At 60.7% G+C, this 21,366-nt stretch carries 16 protein-coding genes and 2 pseudogenes; 13 read left to right on the top strand and 5 right to left on the bottom strand.

Going from position 1 to position 21,366, the window contains the following annotated elements; genetic code table 11:
* The 4 genes from ACIY1O_RS09455 to ACIY1O_RS09440 form a co-directional block, all read left to right on the top strand.
* Positions 1-1,725: Orn/Lys/Arg family decarboxylase (locus ACIY1O_RS09455; RefSeq protein ID WP_397474840.1), on the top strand; the 1,725-nt coding region annotated here is incomplete at its 5' end.
* Between the two features lie 137 nt (positions 1,726-1,862).
* Entirely contained in the window at positions 1,863-3,023 is a 1,161-nt protein-coding gene (locus tag ACIY1O_RS09450; RefSeq protein ID WP_397474848.1) for a BaiN/RdsA family NAD(P)/FAD-dependent oxidoreductase, read from the top strand.
* 89 nt (positions 3,024-3,112) lie between these two features.
* Positions 3,113-3,493: a glycine cleavage system protein GcvH gene (gcvH, locus tag ACIY1O_RS09445; RefSeq protein ID WP_397474839.1), complete on the top strand. Its 381-nt coding sequence runs from the start codon at positions 3,113-3,115 to the stop codon at positions 3,491-3,493.
* A 51-nt stretch (positions 3,494-3,544) separates the two neighbouring features.
* A complete protein-coding gene (locus ACIY1O_RS09440) occupies positions 3,545-4,873 on the top strand; it encodes a hypothetical protein (protein ID WP_397474838.1) in 1,329 nt (442 codons plus the stop codon).
* A gap of 27 nt (positions 4,874-4,900) precedes the next feature.
* Here the strand turns inward: ACIY1O_RS09440 and aptA are convergent, their stop codons facing one another.
* The 4 genes and pseudogenes from aptA to ACIY1O_RS09420 all read right to left on the bottom strand — a co-directional run bounded on the left by aptA (position 4,901) and on the right by ACIY1O_RS09420 (position 8,111).
* Positions 4,901-6,190 (bottom strand): omega-aminotransferase AptA, encoded by a 1,290-nt coding sequence (aptA, locus tag ACIY1O_RS09435; RefSeq protein ID WP_487047370.1) that lies wholly within the window; start codon positions 6,188-6,190, stop codon positions 4,901-4,903.
* A gap of 150 nt (positions 6,191-6,340) precedes the next feature.
* A pseudogene (locus ACIY1O_RS09430) lies at positions 6,341-6,811 on the bottom strand (dihydrofolate reductase); the annotation flags it as partial.
* 22 nt (positions 6,812-6,833) lie between these two features.
* The gene (locus ACIY1O_RS09425; RefSeq protein WP_397474837.1) at positions 6,834-7,628 is read right to left on the bottom strand and encodes a thymidylate synthase; all 795 of its coding nucleotides are present in this window, start codon (positions 7,626-7,628) and stop codon (positions 6,834-6,836) included.
* A 60-nt stretch (positions 7,629-7,688) separates the two neighbouring features.
* Positions 7,689-8,111 (bottom strand): OsmC family protein, encoded by a 423-nt coding sequence (locus tag ACIY1O_RS09420; RefSeq protein ID WP_397474836.1) that lies wholly within the window; start codon positions 8,109-8,111, stop codon positions 7,689-7,691.
* Between the two features lie 364 nt (positions 8,112-8,475).
* Between ACIY1O_RS09420 and coq7 the strand changes: the two genes are divergently transcribed.
* The 9 genes and pseudogenes from coq7 to ACIY1O_RS09375 all read left to right on the top strand — a co-directional run bounded on the left by coq7 (position 8,476) and on the right by ACIY1O_RS09375 (position 19,572).
* On the top strand, positions 8,476-9,105 hold the full coding sequence (coq7, locus tag ACIY1O_RS09415) for a 2-polyprenyl-3-methyl-6-methoxy-1,4-benzoquinone monooxygenase (protein WP_397474846.1): 630 nt from the start codon (positions 8,476-8,478) through the stop codon (positions 9,103-9,105).
* 742 nt (positions 9,106-9,847) lie between these two features.
* A complete protein-coding gene (locus ACIY1O_RS09410) occupies positions 9,848-10,984 on the top strand; it encodes an MraY family glycosyltransferase (protein WP_397474835.1) in 1,137 nt (378 codons plus the stop codon).
* A 100-nt stretch (positions 10,985-11,084) separates the two neighbouring features.
* Entirely contained in the window at positions 11,085-12,359 is a 1,275-nt protein-coding gene (gene tviB, locus ACIY1O_RS09405) for a Vi polysaccharide biosynthesis UDP-N-acetylglucosamine C-6 dehydrogenase TviB (RefSeq protein ID WP_397474834.1), read from the top strand.
* Positions 12,360-12,380: 21 nt separating this feature from the next.
* Positions 12,381-13,406, top strand: a complete 1,026-nt coding sequence (locus ACIY1O_RS09400) for an SDR family oxidoreductase (protein ID WP_397474833.1) — start codon at positions 12,381-12,383, stop codon at positions 13,404-13,406.
* 12 nt (positions 13,407-13,418) lie between these two features.
* Positions 13,419-14,768, top strand: coding sequence for a murein biosynthesis integral membrane protein MurJ (gene murJ / locus ACIY1O_RS09395; protein WP_397474832.1), 1,350 nt, complete (start codon positions 13,419-13,421; stop codon positions 14,766-14,768).
* A 55-nt stretch (positions 14,769-14,823) separates the two neighbouring features.
* Positions 14,824-15,918, top strand: coding sequence for a glycosyltransferase family 4 protein (locus tag ACIY1O_RS09390; protein ID WP_397474845.1), 1,095 nt, complete (start codon positions 14,824-14,826; stop codon positions 15,916-15,918).
* Positions 15,919-16,025: 107 nt separating this feature from the next.
* On the top strand, positions 16,026-17,147 hold the full coding sequence (locus tag ACIY1O_RS09385; RefSeq protein ID WP_397474831.1) for a glycosyltransferase family 4 protein: 1,122 nt from the start codon (positions 16,026-16,028) through the stop codon (positions 17,145-17,147).
* Between the two features lie 13 nt (positions 17,148-17,160).
* Positions 17,161-18,159: pseudogene (locus ACIY1O_RS09380) on the top strand (glycosyltransferase); the annotation flags it as partial.
* Positions 18,160-18,393: 234 nt separating this feature from the next.
* Positions 18,394-19,572 carry a glycosyltransferase family 4 protein gene (locus ACIY1O_RS09375; RefSeq protein WP_397474844.1) on the top strand — a complete coding sequence of 393 codons (1,179 nt, stop codon included), beginning with the start codon at positions 18,394-18,396 and terminating at the stop codon, positions 19,570-19,572.
* 255 nt (positions 19,573-19,827) lie between these two features.
* On the opposite strand, the gene ACIY1O_RS09370 is transcribed toward ACIY1O_RS09375, so the two are convergent.
* Complete coding sequence (locus ACIY1O_RS09370) at positions 19,828-21,219, bottom strand: phosphomannomutase/phosphoglucomutase (protein ID WP_397474830.1); 1,392 nt, start codon at positions 21,217-21,219, stop codon at positions 19,828-19,830.
* Positions 21,220-21,366: the final 147 nt, after the last annotated feature.

Raw genomic sequence — 21,366 nt, 5'->3', positions numbered from 1 at the left:
AAGAGCCCGGTGGGGCAGATGTTCCACCAGTTCTTCGGCGAAAACATGCTGCGCGCCGACGTCTGCAATGCGGTCGACGAATTGGGCCAGTTGCTGGACCACACCGGCCCGGTGGCCGAGTCAGAGCTTAATGCGGCCCGCATTTTCAATGCCGACCATTGCTTTTTCGTAACCAACGGCACTTCCACCTCGAACAAGATCGTCTGGCATGCCAACGTGGCGGCTGACGATGTGGTGGTGGTTGATCGCAATTGCCATAAATCCATATTGCACGCCATCACCATGACGGGCGCGATACCTGTTTTTTTGCGTCCGACACGAAACCATCTTGGCATCATCGGCCCGATTCCGCTCGAAGAGTTCGAGCCCGAGAGCATCCGGCGCAAGATCGATGCTCACCCGTTCGTCGATCGTATCAAGAACAAGAAGCCCCGCATTCTTACGATTACGCAAAGCACCTATGACGGGGTCAGCTACAACGTCGAGATGATCAAAGAGAAGCTGGGCTCTGAAATCGATACCCTGCATTTTGACGAAGCCTGGATTCCGCACGCGGCCTTCCACGAGTACTACAAGGATATGCACGCCATCGGCAAGAACCGTCCGCGCAGCAAGGATGCCATGGTCTTCGCCACGCATTCAATCCACAAGCTGCTGGCCGGCTTGTCGCAGGCCTCGCAAATTACGGTGCAAGACTCCGAGACCCGCAAACTTGATCGCAACGTGTTCAACGAGGCTTTTCTCATGCACACGTCCACGTCGCCGCAGTACGCCATCATTGCGTCGTGCGATGTGGCCGCCGCCATGATGGAACCGCCAGGCGGCACGGCGCTGGTCGAGGAAAGCATCAGCGAGGCCCTGGATTTTCGTCGCGCCATGCGCAAGGTCGAGTCCGAGTTCGGCAAGAACGACTGGTGGTTCAAGGTGTGGGGCCCCAAGCGTTTGGCCGGCGAGGGCATCGGGCATCGCGACGACTGGATGCTGGAGGCCGACGACGAATGGCACGGCTTTGGCCCGCTGGCCCCAGGCTTCAACATGCTCGACCCGATCAAGGCCACGGTGGTGACGCCGGGGCTTGATATTTCGGGCACGTTCGCCGAAACCGGCATCCCGGCGGCGCTGGTTTCCAAGTACCTGGCCGAGCACGGCGTCGTCATTGAAAAGACAGGCTTGTATTCGTTCTTCATCATGTTCACCATCGGCATCACCAAGGGCCGCTGGAATACGCTGCTTACGGCCTTGCAGCAGTTCAAGGACGATTACGATCGCAACAACCCCATGTGGCGCATACTTCCCGACTTCTGCAAAGAACATCGGCGCTACGAAAGAATGGGCTTGCGTGACCTGTGCCAGCAAATCCACGAAGCTTATCGCGCGCACGATATTGCGCGGCTAACCACCGAGATGTATCTTTCCGACATGGTGCCGGCGCTTAAGCCCTCGGATGCCTACGCCAAGATGGCTCACCGCGAGGTTGAGCGCGTGGCCATCGACGATCTTGAAGACCGCGTTACCGGCGTGCTGCTAACGCCTTATCCACCGGGCATCCCCTTGCTGATTCCGGGCGAGCGCTTCAACGACCGCATTGTTCATTACCTGCAATTCGTGCGCGAATTCAACGCGCGCTTTCCGGGTTTTGAAACCTATGTGCATGGTTTGGCGGAAGACGTCGGCCCCGATTCCCAGCCGCGTTATTACGTGGATTGCATCAAGGAAGAAGACTGAAGTGGCCGGTTTTGCGGCATTGGCGTCCGCTGCCTGCCGACGCAGTCGTATTGCGACCGGCGATCATAAGCTGACGGTTTGACGTGAGAGCAAAGCAAATCTTCGACGTTGCCGTCATCGGGGCGGGTGCGGCGGGCATGATGGCCGCCTCGGTGGCCGGACAGCGTGGCCTGAAGGTCGTGCTTATCGACCATGCCACACGACTGGCCGAGAAAATACGAATTTCCGGGGGCGGACGCTGCAATTTTACAAACGTCGGCACTACGCCGGCCCAGTTTATTTCTCAGAATCCGAATTTTTGCCGTTCGGCGTTGGCGGGCTATACGCCGCGCGACTTCATCGACCTGGTTGAGCGCCATGGCATCGCCTGGCACGAAAAGCATCGTGGCCAACTATTTTGCGACGAGTCCAGCGAGGACATCATTCAGATGCTGCGGCGCGAGTGCGATGCCGGCCGCGTCAGTTGGCGCATGCCGTGTCAAGTGTCGGCGATAAGCCACGAGGAAGAGCGATTTACGTTGACGACTCAAGCCGAACCCATTCAAGCCCGGCAGGTGGTGATGGCATGCGGTGGAATGGCTATTCCTCAACTGGGCGCAAGCGATTTCGCGCTGAAGATCGCCAGGCAGTTCGGCCTGAAGGTTATAGAGCCTCGTCCCGCCCTGGTGCCCCTGGCATTCGATGCCGAGCAATGGAAGCCCTTCGCCGCGCTAAGCGGCGTTGCGCTGGAAGTGACGGTGCGATGCGGCTCCGGAAAGCGCAAGACGGCTTTCCTGGAAGACCTGCTTTTTACCCATCGCGGCCTGTCGGGGCCCGCCATACTGCAGATCTCAAGCTATTGGAACCCGGGCGAAGCGATCGAGATCGACCTGGCGCCGGCGCAAGACCTTGAGCAGATCTTGCTTGCCGCCAAGCCCGGCAACCGCCAGCAGCTTGACACGGTCTTGGCCTCGATCTGGCCGAAAAGACTGGCCGAGCAATGGCTTGCAGCCGCAGCGGACTCCCCGGGTGTGATGCGCATGGCCGACATCCCCGACAAGATCTTGCGCAGATTGGCCGCAAGCATACATGAGTGGAGCCTGAACCCCAGCGGCACGGCGGGCTATCGCAAGGCCGAGGTAATGCGTGGTGGCGTGGATACGCGCGGGCTGGACCAGAAGACCATGCAGGCCAAGGCGGCGCCGGGCTTGTATTTCATTGGCGAAGCGGTGGACGTGACGGGTTGGCTGGGAGGGTATAACTTTCAATGGGCCTGGGCTTCCGGCGTGGCTTGCGGACGGGCGCTGCGCGCCGCTTAGGGCAAGGAGGTCAACCCGGTGTTGGCTTGCCGCATGGATTCACGCTATGCTCCTGAAAAGCACTAACCCCAACAAATCAAGAGGTCTAAATGAGTCAACCGGACGATCGCAAATACACGCCTTCGCATGAATGGGTAAAAGCCGACGGCGATGTGTTTCTTGTAGGTATAACAGACAATGCGCAAGATCAGCTGGGCGACCTGGTTTTCGTTGGCGACTTCAAGGTGGGCGCGCATCTGAAGGCGGGAGAAACCGCCGGCGTGGTTGAATCAGTAAAGGCGGCTTCCGACATCTACGCACCGGTTGCGGGCGAAATCACCGAGTTCAACGAGGCGCTGGACGGCCAGCCAGACCTGATCAACCAGACGCCTTTTGAGGCATGGATCTTCAAGATACGTCCCAGCAACCCGACCGACGTCGAAGCCTTGCTGGATGCCAACGGCTACCAGGGTCTGGTCGATTCCGACTGATCCGAACTGCCCGGTTTCCTGTTCTGCGTAATCTTAAGCATGAGCGCAAGTATGGAAACAAAACCGGGCCCGTCGCTTCGCGCACGCATGGCCGCTTTTGTGGCGCTTTCGTGCGCTTTCCTGCCTTGTGCCGCCGTGGCCGTTGAACTGGTCGACTCCATCAAGGGTGATCTGCATCTAGATTTCCAGGTTGGCGCCGGCGCCTATCACAGTCAACGCAACTACCAGCAATCAGGTACCCAGGAAGAAGGCTCTTCCACCTGGCAAGAGGGCTATGTGAAGCTGGGCCTGCGCGGGGCACGAAAATTATCCGAAGGCAGCGAGCTATACGGCGTCGTGTCGGCACTGGGCAAAAGCACATTCGGCGATGGCGACCCCGCCGGATGGACGAAGCCCAACGACAGCGGCGCGGCGCTTTCCGAAGCCTATGTGGGCTGGCGTTCGGGCGACATGTTTCCGGCGCTGGGCAAGGACGGGGTGCATGTCACCGCCGGACGCCGCCGGCTGTTCGTCGGTGACGGATTTCTTATCGCCAAGGACAGCCTCAGCCTCGGGCGCGACTACGCTGGCGGCGCCTATGACCGCGGCGGCGTTTATTATCTGGCTCCCGAGAACGCTTTTGCGCAGACGGCCGCTGTGCGGTTGGGCGGCGAGCAGGGCCTGGTTGGCGAGTTCATGTGGTTGAAGTCGAACAACCCCGGCCAGGCGCGGCCCGAGTTCGCCGTGGCGACGTTGATGGCAAAGTCGGCCCGCAACCTTGTCGGCGCCAGCTATATCGAAGTGCTTGATACTGACTCCGCCCTTGATTCGAAGCAGCGCAAGGGCGTCAAAACCTACAGCTTGCGCACCCAGGGTGACCTGGGCGTGGAAAACCTGTTCTTTTCAGCCGAGTATGCGCACCAGCGCAGGCATTCGGGCAACGAGCGCGCATGGTACGGCGAGGTGGGCTGGACATTTGCCGATCTGCCGGGCGAGCCAAGCATCAACTATCGTTACAGCTATTTTTCCGAGAGGTTCGATCCGCTGCTCTACGGCAACGTGCGCAGCTTGGGAACCTGGGTGCAGGGCGAACTGGCCGGAAACTACGCGGGGCCGTTCAACAGCAATACCAAGGTGCATCATGTCAACTTAAAGGTGTCCGCGTCCGACTCCTTTAGCGTGGGAATGCTGGCCTACCGATTCAGCTCCTTGAACAAAGCCCTGGGCCGCCTGGATGGGTACGAGATCGACCTGTATGCCGAGTGGGTGTTGGACAGCTTCTATGTAATGCCCGCCATCGGCTGGTACAAGCCCAAGTACGATGCCGCTCAAGGCGGAACGCAAATCGGCGGCGCCAAGGGTAATTTATGGGGCATGCTGCTGGTTACTTATACGTTCTGAGCATTGTGCTTATGGTCGGCAAAGGTCTCAGGCCACCTTGGCCAGTACAGACTTCAACGTATCGAACACTTGATCGATCTGGCTCTCGTCAATGATCAAGGATGGCGAAACGGCGAGGGTGTCGCCGGTATAGCGCAATAAAACGCCGCGATCATAGCAGGCCTGGAAGACTTCGGCGGCTCGTGCGCCGGGTGCGCCTTCCCGGGCTTGCAGCTCGATGCCCGCCACCAGGCCCAGGTTGCGAATGTCCTGAACATGGGGGGCGCCTTGCAGGCTGTGGGCCGCTTGCTCGAAATAGGGCGCCAGGGCGGCGGCGCGGTCGAATAAGCGCTCACGCTCGTAGATGTCCAGCGTTGCCTTGATTGCGACGGCGGCAAGCGGGTGGCCCGAATAGGTATAGCCGTGGAACAGCTCAATGCCGCCGGCGGCCTGGTCGACGATGGCGTCATGCACGCCTCGGTGCACGGCCACTGCGCCGCAGGGCACTGCGGCATTGCTGATTCCCTTGGCCAGCGTCACGATGTCGGGGTCTACGCCGAAACACGCACTTGCCGTGGCAGCACCCAGGCGGCCGAACGCCGTGATCACTTCATCGAAGATCAGCAGTATGCCGTGCTGCGAAGTGATGGCTCGTAGCCGTTCCAGATAGCCTGCGGGCGGAACCAATACACCGGCGGAGCCGGCCAAAGGCTCGACAATGACGGCGGCGATGGTAGAGGGGTCGTGCAGGGCGACGATGCGCTCAAGCTCGTCGGCCAGGTGGGCGCCCCACTGCGGCTGCCCCCGTGAGAACGCGTTGTGCTGCAGATTGTGGGTATGGGGAAGATGGTCTACCGCCGGCAGCAGGGCGCCGGAATACGTCTTGCGGTTGGCGGTGATGCCGCCCACCGAAATGCCGCCGAAACCCACGCCGTGATAGCCCCGCTCGCGTCCAATGAAGCGCGTGCGCTGGCCCTCGCCTCGGCTGCGATGGTAGGCCAGCGCGATTTTCAGAGCGGTGTCCACCGATTCGGAACCCGAGTTGGTGAAAAAGATGCGGTCCAACTGCGCGGGCATGATGCGAGCCAGGGCCGAAGCCGCCTCGAAGGCGGCGGGATGGCCCATCTGGAAGCCAGGCGCATAATCCAGTTGCGTGGCCTGGTGTGTAATCGCTTCGATGATTTCCGATCGTGCGTGGCCGGCATTGACGCACCACAGGCCGGCCATGCTGTCCAGTATCCGCCGGCCCTGGGTCTCGGTGTAATACATGCCCTGCGCTGTCGCCAGCAAGCGCGGGTTTTGTTTGAACTCCCGGTTTGCCGTAAACGGCATCCACAAATGCGATAGATCTGGCTGAACAGGCGCGCGGCCATGTGTGGTGCTGTCTGTGCTGCCTGCGGCGTTGTCGCCGCCGCCCGAAGCTTCTGTAGTCGAGTGGGCGGATGTGCCGGCCTTTGGTCCATCGGTATCGCGGCTGCGGCAATACGTGACGAAGTCGTAGCGGTAACCGTTTTCCTCGGGTTGCGGCAAGCGTGCTTTTTCCTGCCAGGCGCCGGCAGGTAAAGGCGGAAAGTACACATCGCCGTCGACGTCGGCATGGATTTCGGTGGCGATGATCTCGTCCGCAAGCGGCAGGGCGTCGGCAAAGATCTGTGCGCCGCCGATGACGCAGACGGAACTATCGCCCTGGCACGCAGCCAGTGCGTCGGCCAATGAAGCGAATACGCGAGCGCCCTCTGCCGCATAGCCGGCATTGCGGCTGATGACCAGATTGGGCCGGCCCGGTAGCGGGCGCCCCAACGATTCCCAGGTCTTGCGGCCCATTACGATGGGCTGCCCCATGGTTGTGCGCTTGAAATGCACCAGGTCGCTGGGCAAGCGCCAGGGCAAATCGTTGTCGCGGCCTATTACGCGGTTCCTGGAATAGGCGACAACCAGCTTGATATAGGGCAGTGCCATGGCGGTGCCTCGAGAAAATGCGTCAGACGGCGACGGGCGCCTTGATATGGGGATGAAACTGATAGTCGAGAATCTCGAAATCTTCGTATTCGTATTCGAACAAGCTGGCGGGCTTGCGTTTGATGTTCAGGCGCGGGTAGGGGAAGGGTTTGCGTGAAAGCTGTAGTTCAACCTGTTCGAAGTGATTGCTGTACAAGTGACAATCGCCGCCCGTCCAGATGAAGTCGCCCACTTCAAGGTCGCATTGCTGCGCCATCATGTGGGTCAGCAAGGCATAACTGGCGATATTGAAGGGCACGCCCAGGAAGATGTCGGCGCTGCGCTGGTACAGCTGGCACGAAAGCTTGCCGTCGGCCACGTAGAACTGAAAGAAGGCATGGCAGGGCGGCAGGGCCATGTTGGGAATGTCCGACACGTTCCAGGCCGAGACAATAAGGCGGCGTGAATCCGGGTTGTCGCGTATCTGTTGCAACACCTGGCTTATCTGGTCGATATGCCGGCCATCAGGCGTGGGCCATGAACGCCATTGCACACCGTACACAGGCCCAAGGTCGCCGTTGGCGTCCGCCCACTCGTTCCAGATGCTGACGCCCCGCTCTTGAAGCCAGCGTACGTTCGATCCGCCACGCAGAAACCAGAGCAGTTCAATGAAAATGCTTTTGGTGTGCAGCCTCTTGGTGGTGATCAGCGGAAAGCCTTCGCCAAGATTGAAACGCATTTGGTGGCCGAACACCGAACGAGTGCCTGTGCCCGTGCGGTCGGTTTTCGGGGTGCCGTGGTCGTACACGTGGCGCATGAGGTCTTCGTACTGTTGCATGGTAATCGCTGGAAATCGGTTGTCGGTGTGGCGCCGCCGCGTGCTCTGGCGACAGAACAGTCAGGCTTCCTGGATGGTTACGGAATGCGTGATTTCGGCGGTATGCGTCAGCATGGCCGTGGCCGAGCAGTATTTTTCGTGAGAAAGCTTGACGGCCCGCTCGACGGCCGCTTGCGGCAAGCCGGCGCCCGTGACAGTAAAGGCGAAGTGTATTTTGGTGAAGACCTTGGGGTCTGTGTCGGCCCTTTCGGCATTGAGCTTTACCTGGCAGCCTTTAATGCCGTGTCGTCCGCGTTTGAGTATGAGTACGACGTCATACGCCGCGCAGCCGCCGGCGCCCGTCAACAGCAATTCCATCGGGCGCGGCGCAAAGTTGTGGCCGCCGCCCTCGGGGGCGCCATCCATTGCGGTGACGTGTCCGCTGCCGGTGCGCGCGACAAAGAGCATGCCTTCAGGGCCGCCCCAATCTATAGTGCATTCCATTTCAGTCTATTTGCCTGGGTATGGTGGAAAGTGAGTCGGAACGATGCCTATTCCTTAGGTGTCAATCATAGCGCAAGCCTTCCGGGAACCAGATGCCGGCTGCGACCTGATCGAAGAATTCCTTTGCTGTGCAAGGCCGGTCGGGCAGATCAGTCGGGTCGGTCGGGGTTGGTTGAAGGCGTGGCATAACGGGACGGACGCCAGCGGTGGAGCCCGATTTTTTATATCATGATCAAGGTATGACCCAATTGACGGTGTTTGCACAGTCGAATACGGGTTTCAATGGAATAAGGAGAACGCCATGGCTGATTCAGATGCACTCGAGACAGCAGTGAAAAGCGCCGGCAATTCGCCCGCGCGATCAATGCAGGGGCTTGATGCCGTCTTGGCCGAAGCGGGGCGCGCCTTGCAAGTGCTGACGGGTTCTGCACAGGCCGGGCGGCCCAATCCGGCGGGGCATCAGCGCGGCGAATCTACATTGTCGGATGCCGAGCGGCGCCACGCAGCGGGTTTGATGCGGGTCAATCATGTGGGCGAGGTCTGCGCCCAGGCCCTGTATCGCGGTCAAGCCTTGTTATGCGAAGACCCAGCCACACGAACTTTATTATTGGATGCCGCCGGCGAAGAGGTCGATCATCTGGCGTGGTGTCGCGAGCGTCTCGAAGAGCTGCAAAGCCGGCCCAGCTATTTGAATCCGCTCTGGTATGCCGGTTCGTTCGCCCTGGGTCTTGCGGCCGGTCGTGCCGGAGCAGCGCGCAACCTGGGTTTCATGGCCGAGACGGAAGCACAGGTCGAGCAGCACCTCGATGGTCACCTAACCCAGTTGCCCGCCGACGACGAGCGTTCGCGTCGCATCGTCGAACAGATGCGCACCGATGAAATCGGCCATCGAACCACAGCCCAGCGAGAAGGCGCCGAACGCCTGCCTTTGCCGATTCGGCTGGGTATGCGGGTAATGTCCAAGATAATGACCACTACGGCGTATCGCATCTAGTGCGTCGAGGCCCAGCCGCTCTTTTGTTTGTAACTAATTAACCACGTTGCTTTTATTCCGCTTGCCATTCGGGTTTCCCCTAGGTATACTTCAGTTGTGTCGGCAAGAAGTTAGCAGGCACTAAGTATTAAAAGCAGCGCGGCAAGGCAATACACGACAAACTGCTTTAAATACAACAGGTTTCAAATATATCTTGCATTGCACCATTTGTGTAGATATAATTTAGTTATCGGATGTTGAAGCGTGATTGTAGAGGTAAACCCTTAACAAAACTCCAGTCACGTTGGCTCAAGCAACTGCTTTTGTAGCCCAACATGCCACGGTTGTCTCCTCCACCCTCCTCCTTTGGTGGATTTAGCCCGAGATCGCAAGATCTCGGGCTTTTTTTTTGTTTTTTCGGCCCCGGCTTCATTCCGATGCTGATCTACCCCGTGCCGGCCTACCATTAGATGGCTGACCGCCGGCGTTCGAACGCAGCGCTTATGTGCGTTTTTCATCAAGGCATCCGCCAAGGACATGCTGATTGGGCCGACAGGCCGCCGATCCTATTGCAAGCGCTTGGCGCTAAAATGGACCGCCTTCAGTTACATGTTTAGTTGCATATTTTTTTAAGGGTTTGCCCTGACTGTTACAGTTTCGGCCCATAATGTCGATAGTCCGATTGGGTACTGCTGATGCGCGTGGCCGCAAGCAGAACCGTTTCGGTGGCAACATTTAAATCGTAGCGGGGAGTTCTCCACTCGTGCCTCAAACTTGGGACACTTTAACTTGGCTATATATATGTATCGTCGCCTTCACGGTTGGCGGGCTTATTGTCGCGTCTGAACGTTGGCATGGCGCCTTCACAGGCGATTCCGACCTATCCAAGCCGCAGGCATCGCACACTCGGTCCACGCCCCGGGTTGGCGGTCTGGCTGTGGTGGCCGGCAGTTTGGCCGGCTTGCTGGTGCTTGGCCCCAGCAACATGACGCTAACCTGGCTTTGGCCGGTGCTGTTCATCGCAGCCATGCCCGTCTTTGTTGCGGGCTTGCTGGAAGACATCACGAAAGAGGTAGGGGCCGGCAAGCGCCTGCTCGCAGCTTTTGTGTCGGCCGCCATTGCCTGGTGGTTGCTGGGCGGCATCTCGCGTGTCGGCTTTACCGGCATCGACTGGATGTTGTCGTTCTGGCCTATTTCGCTGGTTGTGACAGTGGTGGCGGTGGGCGGCTGTACGCATGCGCTCAATATCGTCGACGGCATGAATGGGCTGGCCGGGATGGTGGCCACGCTGATGGCATTGTCCATTGGCCTGGTCGCGCTGCAGGTGCAGGACATCCCCATCTTCCTGATTGCTGCCGCGCTGGCGTCGGCCACCCTGGGTTTCCTGGTTTGGAATTTTCCGTTTGGGCGAGTGTTTCTTGGTGATGGCGGAGCATATTTCCTGGGCTTCATGCTGGCCTCGCTGGCTGTGCAACTGGTGGTGCGCAACCCAAGCGTCTCGCCTTTCTATGCCCTGGCGGCGGTGTTTTACCCTGTGTTTGAAACACTGTTCTCGATATGGCGGCGGCGCTTCAAGCGGGGCACGCCGGTGGATCAGCCCGACGCCCTGCACTTGCATCAATTGGTTTTTCGGCGCCTGGTACGTGTCACGTTCAGCCGAGACAGCCGCCATGCGGTGCCGGCGCTGTGCAATGCCATGGCGTCGCCCTATCTGTGGGTGTTGACGCTGATCGGCCTGGCGCCGGCCACGATCTGGTGGGATGACCCTGTCATTTTATGCATCAGTCTTGCGGTGTTCGCCGCTGTTTATATCTGGATATATTCGCGCTTGGTTTTGTGGCGCCGTCCGGCGTGGCTGCTGCTGCCTTCGCTGGGGCGCAACAATCGCAACAAGCACTGATAACGGGAGCGCACCAGCACGCCGCGCCGGGTGACCGGCAGCGTCATCGTGCTGGCCGACCCATTGATATTGTTCGAAAATTCTACGTGGGAGATTCGATTTGCAACTACAAGACGTGAAATTGGCCGTCGTCGGCCTGGGCTATGTGGGCCTTCCGCTGGCGGTCGAATTCGGCAAGAAGCGTTCGGTCCTGGGTTTTGATATCAACGCTCAGCGCATCGCCGAGCTGAAAAACGGCGAAGACCATACGCTCGAGGTCGAACCCGAGGAACTGAAGAGCGCCACGCAAATGGAGTTCTCGCACGAGGCTGAGTCGCTTGCTCGGGCCAATGTATTCATCGTGACTGTGCCCACGCCAATCGACGCTTATAAGCAACCCGACCTGACGCCCTTGATACGGGCCAGCGAAACCATAGGAAAGGTGCTCAAGCGGGGCGACATCGTTATTTATGAATCGACCGTCTATCCCGGAGCGACAGAAGAAGACTGCGTGCCTGTGCTTGAAAGGGTCTCGGGTCTGCGCTTCAACGAAGACTTCTATGCCGGCTACAGCCCCGAGCGGATCAACCCGGGAGACAAACAGCACCGAGTCTCCAACATCAAGAAAGTAACCTCGGGCTCGACCCCCGAAGTGGCCGAGCTGATCGATCAGCTTTACGGAGAAATCATCACGGCCGGCACGCATAAGGCGGCATCGATCCGTGTGGCTGAAGCCGCCAAAGTTATCGAAAACACGCAACGAGATGTCAACATCGCGCTCATCAACGAGTTGGCCCTTATTTTCAATCGCCTGGGCATCGATACCCAGGCCGTGCTCGAGGCTGCGGGCACCAAATGGAACTTCCTGCCTTTCCGTCCCGGCTTGGTGGGGGGGCATTGCATTGGTGTCGATCCGTACTACCTGACGCACAAGGCCCAGGCCATTGGCTATCACCCCGAAATCATCTTGGCCGGTCGCCGGTTGAACGACAGCATGGGCAATTACGTGGTGTCGCAATTGGTCAAGGCCATGACAAAGCGCTGCATCCAGGTGCAGGGCTCGAAGGTGCTGGTGATGGGGCTGGCCTTCAAAGAAAACTGCCCCGACCTGCGCAATACGCGCATCGTCGATATTGTGCGAGAGCTGGCCGAGTACAGCATCGACGTCGATGTCTACGATCCGTGGGTGGGAGAAGCCGAAGCTCAGCAAGAATACGGCATTACGCCCGTCAAGGCGCCGGCCAAAGGCGACTACGATGCCATCATCCTGGCCGTGGCCCACCAGCAGTTCGTCGACATGGGCGCCGACGCCATCCGGGCGCTGGGCAAAGAGCAGCATGTGCTTTACGATTTGAAGTACACACTGTCGGCCGAGCAGTCCGATTTGCGCCTGTGATCAACAAGACAAGAGGTCAGAATGACTAATCGCTACCAAGAGGTTATTGAGTCGCTGCGCGAAGAGCCCAAGCGCTGGCTTGTTACAGGCTGCGCCGGCTTCATTGGATCGAACCTGCTCGAGACTTTGTTGGCGCTGGGCCAGAAAGTAGTGGGCATCGATAATTTTTCCACCGGCCACCAACATAATCTGGACGAGGTCGAGAAAACCGTTGGCGCCGATAAATGGGCCAGCTTCGCATTCATCCAGGGCGACATCCGCGATCTTGACGTTTGCCGCCGCGCCATGCAAGACGTCGACCATGTCCTGCACCAGGCGGCCCTGGGCTCGGTGCCGCGCTCGCTGGAAGACCCCATCACCAGCAATGAAGTCAACGTATCGGGCTTCTTGAACATGCTGGTGGCGGCGCGAGACGCACACGTGAAATCCTTTGTCTATGCCGCGTCCAGTTCCACCTATGGCGACCACGAGTCGCTGCCCAAGGTAGAAGACCAGATCGGGCGTCCGCTTTCGCCCTATGCCGTCACCAAATACGTCAACGAGCTGTACGCCGACGTGTTCGCGCGCTCTTACGGTTTCGGCAGTGTGGGTCTGCGCTACTTCAACGTGTTCGGCAAGCGCCAGGATCCCAACGGCGCCTACGCCGCAGTCATTCCCAAATGGGTCGCCGCCATGATCCGCGGCGAAGAGGTCGTGGTCAACGGCGACGGCGAAACCAGCCGCGATTTCTGCTTTGTCGAAAACGCTGTGCAGGCGAATATTCTTGCCGCTCTGGCCCAGCCCGAAGGTGTCAACGAGGTATACAACGTCGCGTTCAACGCACGCACCACGCTCAATGAGTTGTTCCAGTATTTGGCTCAAACACTTGAGGAACAGGGCGTCAAGTACGACAAGCAGCCCATATACCGTGATTTCCGGGCCGGAGACGTGCGGCATTCGCAGGCCGACATCAGCAAGGCCAAAGAGCTGCTGGGCTACGAGCCGATGCACAATATCGTCCAGGGGCTTGAAGTGGCCATGCCGTGGTATACGCAGTTCCTGCGTTAACTTGAAAATCTCTTGAAGACCTTTTCCCAAAGGCTGGCCGGGCTGCATGCGGATCATCGCCGTATCGCCAAGGGCGCCGCCCGGGTGGCTTTCTTCCTGTTGCTGGGCAAGTTCGCAGGCGCCCTCAAAGAGATGGCGGTGGCATATCGCTACGGCGTCAGCGACGTTGTAGATGCCTACCAGTTCACATTGACGATGGCCGGCTGGCTGCCCGTCACCATTGTGGGCGCTTTGTCGGTGGTTCTTATCCCGGTTCTGGTGCGCACACGACGCGAAGACAGGTCGGCGCGGGCGCGGTTTCTGGGCGAGCTGCAAGGTTGTGCCCTGGTGCTGGGGGTGGCGCTGGCCGTCGCAAGCTATATTGCCTGGCCCTATTTGCTCGAACTGGCCGGCCAGGGGCTTGACCCGCGCACTCAGCGCATGACTTCCCAACTGATGTTCGCTTTTGCGCCCGCGGCGTTGCTGACACTCATGACGGGAATCAGTGCGGCGCGCTTGCGCGCGCACGAGCGCCACATCAACACTCTGCTCGACAGCGTGCCTGCGGTGGTGATTCTGGTGTGGGTGCTGCTTGCCGTAACAGTCGACGATGTGGGGCCCTTGCTTTGGGGTACGCTGGTTGGCTATTTGATCCAGTCGGCATGGCTGCTGTGGTTGGCCTCGCGCGCCGACGGCATGTGGGGGCGCCCCAGGTTGGGGTTTTCGGCGCATCAATGGCCCGACCTGGTCAAGGCGGCCGGGGTGATGTTGATCGGGCAGATAGCCATGAGTTTCGTCGGCCCCATCGACCAGTACACAGCGGCCAACCTGGGCGACAATGCCAACGCGACACTCGGCTACGCTGCGCGGCTGTTGTCGCTGGTGCTGGGCTTGGGCGCCGCGTCGGTCGGCCGGGCGGCCTTGCCCGTATTGGCAGACGTGCACAGCAGGGGGGATGCGGCCCATGCCCGGACGGTCGCCTTGAAATGGTCGGTGTGGATGTTGGGCGCAGGGGCAGCCGCAGCCGCGCTGGGCTGGCTGCTTGCTCCTTGGGGCGTGGCTTTATTGTTCGAGCGGGGCGCTTTTACCGACCAGGACACCCAAGCGGTGGCGCACGTATTGCGCTGGGGGCTGTTGCAGCTTCCGTTCTATTTCGGGGTGCTGATTCTGGTACAGCTTTTGGCCAGCCAGAACAGGTATCGGATCATGGCCGGCATCGCTGTGGCCAACTTCGCCATCAAGGCGGTCATGAACCAGGTGTTGGCGCCCACTATGGGCACGGCCGGCATCATGTTGGCCACCAGTTGCATGTATGCGCTGTCATACAGTTGCTATGTCATTGTTGCGCTGCGTCCGCCCGAGACGGCGTCCATAGCGCGTTGAGTTTGTCGATCAAGGTATTCAATTGTCTCGTTCTTCTGTTCGTTCTCCGTATTTGATGATTGTGATCCATTCGCTAAGGGGCGGTGGCGCCGAACGGGTGGCGGTCGACCTGGCCGCCTATTGGGTAGATCGGGGCTATCGCGTGGCCTTGGTCACGCAGGCCGATCCGGCGGGCGACGCCTACGAAGTGGATTCCCGCGTGAAGCGCGTTGCGCTGGGTACGGCGAGCGACAGCGGCGGGGGTCTGACGGGCTTGCTGGCGAATCTGCGCCGTATCTGGACGCTGCGCCGCCTGTTTCGGCGCGAGAAGCCGTCATTGGTGCTGGGCATGATGACAACCTCTTCCGTCTTGTGCGTAATGGCCGCGCGCGGCCTGCCGTGCCGGGTCATTGCCACCGAACACACTCATCCGCCGGCGCAAACCATTGGGCCGATGTGGCAGCGCCTGCGTCGATGGGCCTACCCGCAGGCTTCCAGAGTGATCGCGCTTACCTCGGGAACGGCCGCCTGGATAGAAAAACATGTGCCGGGTTCGCGGCTTAGCGTCATTCCCAACGCAGTGCGGTGGCCCATGCCGGCCGAAGAGCCCATTGTTGAGCCTCCGGCCCGCTATGGACGCCGTCGCCTGCTGGCGGTGGGCCGCTTGCATCGTCTCAAGGGCTTTGATCTTTTATTGGCCGCGTTCGCGCAGGTGGCCGACTATTTCCCCAACTGGGACCTGGTGATATTGGGCGAGGGGCAGTGCCGCGAGGCGCTGCAAGCTCAGATCGAGGCGGCAGGCCTGGCTGATCGCGTGTCCATGCCGGGCCGGGTCGGCAATGTCGGGCAGTGGTATGCCGAGTCTGATCTTTACGTGCTCAGCTCGCGCGTCGAGGGCTTGTCCAACACCCTGCTGGAGGCCATGGCCAGCGGCCTGGCGGCGGTGGCCTTCGATTGCGAGACGGGGCCTCGCGAGATTGTGCGTCATGGTATTGACGGTGCTTTGGTCAACCCGCCCGAAGATGCAGAAGCCCTGGCGGCCCATCTGTCAGACATGATGGGGCATGAAGATAAACGGCGGTTGTGCGCGCGTCGCGCCGTCGACGTGCTCGACCGCTTTTCGACGGCGCGCATAATGACATTATGGGACGAAGTGATTCGCGCTCGATAAACGCCGTGCATTCTTGCGTGCGTTCTTATTGAACGGAAGCCCGGTTTTTGGAGCATCGCAATGATACGAATCAAGCCAGTTGAATCCAGGTGCTTGGGCGGCCGGTCATGAAGATATTGTTTCTGGTCAGCTCGCTAAATACCGGAGGGGCCGAGCGCGTGGCCACGACCTTGGCCAGTGCGTGGGTCGCCCGGGGCGACGAGGTTACGCTGGTCTCCACCTATCCCCGCCGGGGTGAATGTTTTTATCCGCTTGACCCCGACGTGAAGCTCGTGTGGATGGCGGATTATCTGAAGGGTACCCGTAATCGGCTTGGCGTCACGGTGGCCAAGCTAAGGGTTATGCGCGCCATGATGCGCGACGAGGCCCCCGACGTGGTCATCTCCTTCCTGACCAATGTGAATGTCATGGCCTTGCTTGCGCATAGCGGCTTGAACGTTCCCATCATTGTCTGCGAGCGCACCAGCCCCATTGCAGCGACCAATAGCGGTCTCTTGTTGCGGACGCTGCGTCGCTTCACGTATCCCCGGGCGAACGTCGTGACGGTGCAAGCCGAGTCCAGCGTCGAGCCGTTCAAGCGCATGGTGCCCGGAATTCGCCGGCTCGAGGTGGTCTCGAACCCCTTGCCGCCCGAACTCTTGCTCCGCTCGCCACAGGGGGTATCCACGACCCAGCGCAAGCGCCTGATGGCTATGGGCAGATTGGTCCCCAACAAGCAGTTCGATGTGTTGATCGAGGTGTTCTCCTTGCTGGCGTCCCGGCATCCCGATTGGGATCTGGTGATCTGGGGCGACGGCCCGATGCGAGACCTTTTGCTGACCCAGGTGCACCGTCTCGGAATGGCCGAACGCATTTCTTTACCAGGGCGCAGCAATACTCCATGGGACGAACTGGCCGCCGCCGATGCCTTTGCCCTGACATCGGCGGTTGAAGGGTTTCCCAACGTGTTGCTCGAGGCCATGGCCTTGGGCTTGCCGTGCATTGCATTTGATTGCCCCAGCGGCCCGGCCGACATGACCCGCCATGGTCAGGATGCTTTGCTTGTTCCGTTGGGTGACGTGGCCGGGCTGAGCAAGGGCCTGGAACAGCTTATGCAAGATCCAGAGCTGCGCGCCAAGCTGGGGCGGCGGGGTGCTGAATCGGTCAGAACGCGTTATGCGCTGCCGCGTGTGCTTGAACGCTGGGATGGCATCATGAAGCAGGCGGGAGTCACGCCTGCCACAGGCTGAACAAAGGACATCCATGGGCGGTACTGATACCTTGCACGTCGTACACATTATTTCCGGCCTAGGGCAGGGCGGAGCCGAGACGGTTTTGCATCGTCTGGCGACGGCGCCTGGCCAGGCCGTTCGGCACACGGTGGTATCCATGGGAGGCGAAGGCGTCTTTGGTCCCTTGCTGCGGGACGCAGGCATACCGGTGGTGACGCTGGACATGCCCGCCGGCAAGCTCACCTGGCGCGGCCTGCGACGCTTGCACGGTCTTCTGAAAGCCGAGCAGCCCGACGTGGTGCAAACCTGGATGTACCACGCCGACCTCATCGGCGGCATCGTCGCACGCTGGGCGGGCGTGCGCACCGTTTCCTGGGGTATACGCAACTCGGGCGCCAACCTCGAAAAAAGCAGCCGGCTCACGAACCTGATTGCCTGGGTTTGCGCGCGACTTTCGGGGGTTGTGCCGGCCGGCATCATTGCCTGTGCCCAGGATGCGGCGACCCGACATCAGGCGCGGGGCTATCGTGCCGACCGTATGGCGGTGATTCCCAATGGCTACGACCTGTCGCGCTGGGAGCCGCGCGCGGGCGCTCGCGAACGATTGCGGGCCGAATGGGGGGTGGCGGGCGATACGCCGTTGTTCGGCAGCGTGGCGCGCTGGAATCCGCTCAAGGATCATGCCAATCTGCTCGAAGGCTTTGCCGTATGCCTGCGTTCGGCGCCTGACGCGCGCTGCGTGCTGATCGGCCACGGGTTGTCCCCCGACAACGCGGCGTTGATGGCTTTGCTAGATCGCTGGCAATTGCGCGACAAGGTAATTTTGCTGGGTCGCCGCGACGACGTGCCGGACATCATGTCGGCCTTGGATATGCACGTCTTGTCCAGCTGTGCCGAAGGCTTCCCCAACGTGGTGGCCGAGGCGATGGCGGCGCGCGTGGCTTGCGTTGTCACAGATGTGGGCGACGCCGCGCATATCGTCGGCGATTGCGGCTGGGTGGTCCCTTCGCAAAACGGTGCGCTGTTGGGGCAAGCCATGGAAGCAGCCCAACGCGAACTGGGAACCCCGGCCATGGAAGAGCGCTTGCGCCAGGGCAGAGGGCGTGTGGAACGCCTGTTCAGCCTGCCGGCCATGGTGTCGGCCTATGAGCAAAACTGGAGTCGCCTGGCTGAGCGCCATTCGGCGCAACGCTCGTTGCCGTCCAGCCAGGCGCAGGCTTCCTCCCGGACCGGCGGCGCCCTTGGGACGCAATCCGGCTCAAGGCTGCATACAGGCGGACTCGGACGTTTGCTGTACGTGGTGAACAACCCGGCTTTCTTTCTTTCCCATCGCTTGCCCATCGCACTGGCCGCCCAGGAGGCCGGCTACGATGTGCATGTAGCGACCATGGCGGGGGCAGCCTCGGCCGACATCGTGTCGCACGGCTTTCAGCACCATGAAATTCCCATGTCGCGCAGCGGCAAGAATCCTTTGCAGGAATGCGCCACGCTGTTCGCGCTATGGAGGCTGTATCGCGCGCTGCGCCCCGATATCGTGCATGCCGTCACGATCAAACCGGTGCTGTACGGGGGCATCGCGGCGCGCCTGGCGGGTGTTCCCGGCTATGTCGCCGCCGTATCTGGCCTGGGTTTCATCTTCATGCGCAAGCGCGGGGGCTTCGATCTTTTGCGCTGGGCCGCGCTGATGCTTTATCGGCTCGCGCTGGGGCACCGCAACAGCCGCGTCATCTTCCAGAACACCAGCGACCGCGATGTGCTGCTGCGGGCGGGGGCGGTTCGCCAGCGGCAGGTCGAGCTCATACGCGGGTCGGGGGTCGACCTGGACCACTTCGCGGTCCAGCCCGAGCCCGAGGGGCCGCTGGCGACCGTCATGGTGGCCCGCCTGCTTGCGGACAAGGGCGTGCGCGAGTTTGTCCAGGCGGCGCGCATGGCGTCGAGGCGAACGGACGGCATGCGCTGGGTGCTTGCGGGCAGCCTCGACAGCGGCAATCCGGCGGGCATTTCCGCCCAGGAGCTCCAAGGCTGGCAAGATGAGGGTGTGGTGGACTACGTGGGCGAACAAAAGGATGTGGCCGGCCTGTATGCCCGTTCGCATATTGCCGTGCTGCCTTCGTACCGCGAGGGGCTGCCCAAGTCGCTGATCGAGGCGGCGGCATGCGGCAGGGCCGTGGTCACCACCGACGTGCCCGGCTGCCGCGACGCCATCGAGGCCGACCGAACCGGCCTGCTCGTACCCGCTCGCGATGCGGCAGCACTAGCTTCGGCGGTACAGCGCCTGGCCGACGATGCGGCGCTTAGGCGGCAGTTCGGGGAAGAGGGCAGGCACTTGGCTGAGCGCGCCTTTGACATCAGGCTGGTGGTGCAGCGGCATCTCGAAATCTACGAGGCCCTTTCCGCCACAGCCGGCGCATCTCGCAGGTTCGAGCCGTCAGACCTCGATTAGCCGTTTGACTTTAATTAACTGCCCCTGTTTTTCCAGCCTGGACGCCGGAATTATTTCCGCACGGTAACTTGTCCAACTACCGGGTAGTCTGCAGGGCGGTGATCTGTCCATTCCATTCGTGACCGTGGAGTATCCCCGGCTTTTTGCCGCGGCTACTGATTTATTCACGCCGCATTCCGCCAGACGGGCTGAAAAAGCCTGTCTAGTGCGGGTGTGAAGAGCCAAACGCCGTGGGTTCTTTAGGGCAGGTTGAACTTAAAAGGGAAGCTGGGCGCCTCCCGCCAGGGGTGTCAGCGCGGCGCGGAATTCCTGCTGGATGCGCTCAAGCGCCTGCTGGCTATCGGCCTCGAAGCGCAGTACGACCACGGGCGTGGTGTTGGACGCCCGCGCAAGTCCGAAGCCGTCGGCGTACTCGGCCCGCACGCCGTCGATCGTATTGATGCTTTCGGCAGTTGCAAATTTTCCTTCTGCTTGAAGCCGCTTGATCAGGGCGTGCGGCTCGCCTTCTTGCATTTCCAGCTTGAGTTCGGGCGTGGAGATATCTTTGGGCAGGGCCTCGAGCACCGCTGAAGCATTATCGGAGCGCGCCAGAATCTCGAGCAGGCGGGCGCCGGTGTACAGACCGTCGTCGAACCCGAACCAGCGTTCCTTGAAAAAGGTGTGGCCGCTCATTTCGCCTGCCAATGGCGCATTGGTCTCGGCCAGCTTGGCCTTGATCATGGAGTGGCCGGTCTGCCACATCAGCGGTGTGCCGCCCGCCGCAGTAATGGACGCGGCCACGTGACGGCTGCACTTGACGTCGAAAATAATGGTTGCGCCCGGCACCCGCGACAGCACGTCGCGAGCATAGAGAATAAGCTGCCGGTCGGGCCAGATGATTTCGCCCGCCTTGGTGACCACGCCCAGGCGATCGGCATCGCCGTCGAACGCCAGCCCGATTTCGCAATCGGAGTTTTGCACGTGGCGGATGAGGTCTTGCATGTTGGCCGGGTCGGCCGGGTCGGGATGGTGGTTGGGGAAATGGCCATCCACTTCGCAATACAGCTCGTCCACTTCGCAGCCCAGGGCGCGGAAAAGCTGTGGGGCCACCGCGCCGCCCACGCCATTGCCGCAATCGATGGCGATTTTCATGGGCCGCGCAAGCTTGACGTCGGAGGCGATGCGTTGCACGTAGTCGTCGATCAAGTTCAGGGTGGTGCGTCGGCCTTGCAGTGCTTCGTCGGTAGGATCCAGCTCGCGCATGACGGCCTTCAGGGCCTGAACATCGGCGCCATGCAGCGTTTTGCCGCCCATCATCATCTTGAAGCCGTTGTAATTGGGCGGGTTATGGCTGCCGGTAATGGCCACGCCCGAGCCGGTTTGCTGGGTGTGGGCGGCAAAATAGACCAGGGGGGTCGGCGCCATGCCGATGTCGAGCGAGTCGACGCCTTCGGCGTTGATGCCTTCCTGCAGGGCCTGCGCCAGTTCGGGGCTGCTGAGCCTGCCGTCATAGCCGACGACCAGTGTGTCAATGCCTTCGCTGCGGGCTCTTTGGGCCAGGGCTCGTCCCAGCAGGCGGGCGAACTGCGCGTTGATCTGTTCGGGCACGGTGCCGCGGATGTCGTAGGCCTTGAAGACGGCATCGGGCAGGGCGTTGGTCGACGTCACGAGGTTTCCTTAGAAGAAATCAAATATTGGGCGTACCGACAAATATCGGGCGTACCGAGATTGAGGCCGCCTTTTCAGCGCCTGCGGCAATGCGCACAGGCCCTGGGATTATTGCATAGCCGCTCAAGGGCTAAAATGAAGGCCTTA

It is taken from the genome of Pusillimonas sp. (genome assembly GCF_044464525.1).
Lineage (GTDB): Bacteria > Pseudomonadota > Gammaproteobacteria > Burkholderiales > Burkholderiaceae_B > Pusillimonas.
The sequence above is the reverse complement of the archived record's forward strand: the minus strand, read 5'-3'. Positions and strand labels throughout refer to the sequence as shown.

What these genes read in the sequence shown, in the direction of transcription:
- ACIY1O_RS09450 (WP_397474848.1), top strand. Translation starts at nt 1,863, where the DNA reads ATGATGGCCGCCTCGGTGGCCGGACAGCGTGGCCTGAAGGTCGTGCTT.
- gcvH (WP_397474839.1), top strand. Translation starts at nt 3,113, where the DNA reads ATGAGTCAACCGGACGATCGCAAATACACGCCTTCGCATGAATGGGTA.
- ACIY1O_RS09440 (WP_397474838.1), top strand. Translation starts at nt 3,545, where the DNA reads ATGGAAACAAAACCGGGCCCGTCGCTTCGCGCACGCATGGCCGCTTTT.
- ACIY1O_RS09425 (WP_397474837.1), bottom strand. Translation starts at nt 7,628, where the DNA reads ATGCAACAGTACGAAGACCTCATGCGCCACGTGTACGACCACGGCACC.
- ACIY1O_RS09420 (WP_397474836.1), bottom strand. Translation starts at nt 8,111, where the DNA reads ATGGAATGCACTATAGATTGGGGCGGCCCTGAAGGCATGCTCTTTGTC.
- coq7 (WP_397474846.1), top strand. Translation starts at nt 8,476, where the DNA reads ATGCAGGGGCTTGATGCCGTCTTGGCCGAAGCGGGGCGCGCCTTGCAA.
- ACIY1O_RS09400 (WP_397474833.1), top strand. Translation starts at nt 12,381, where the DNA reads ATGACTAATCGCTACCAAGAGGTTATTGAGTCGCTGCGCGAAGAGCCC.
- ACIY1O_RS09390 (WP_397474845.1), top strand. Translation starts at nt 14,824, where the DNA reads ATGATTGTGATCCATTCGCTAAGGGGCGGTGGCGCCGAACGGGTGGCG.
- ACIY1O_RS09385 (WP_397474831.1), top strand. Translation starts at nt 16,026, where the DNA reads ATGAAGATATTGTTTCTGGTCAGCTCGCTAAATACCGGAGGGGCCGAG.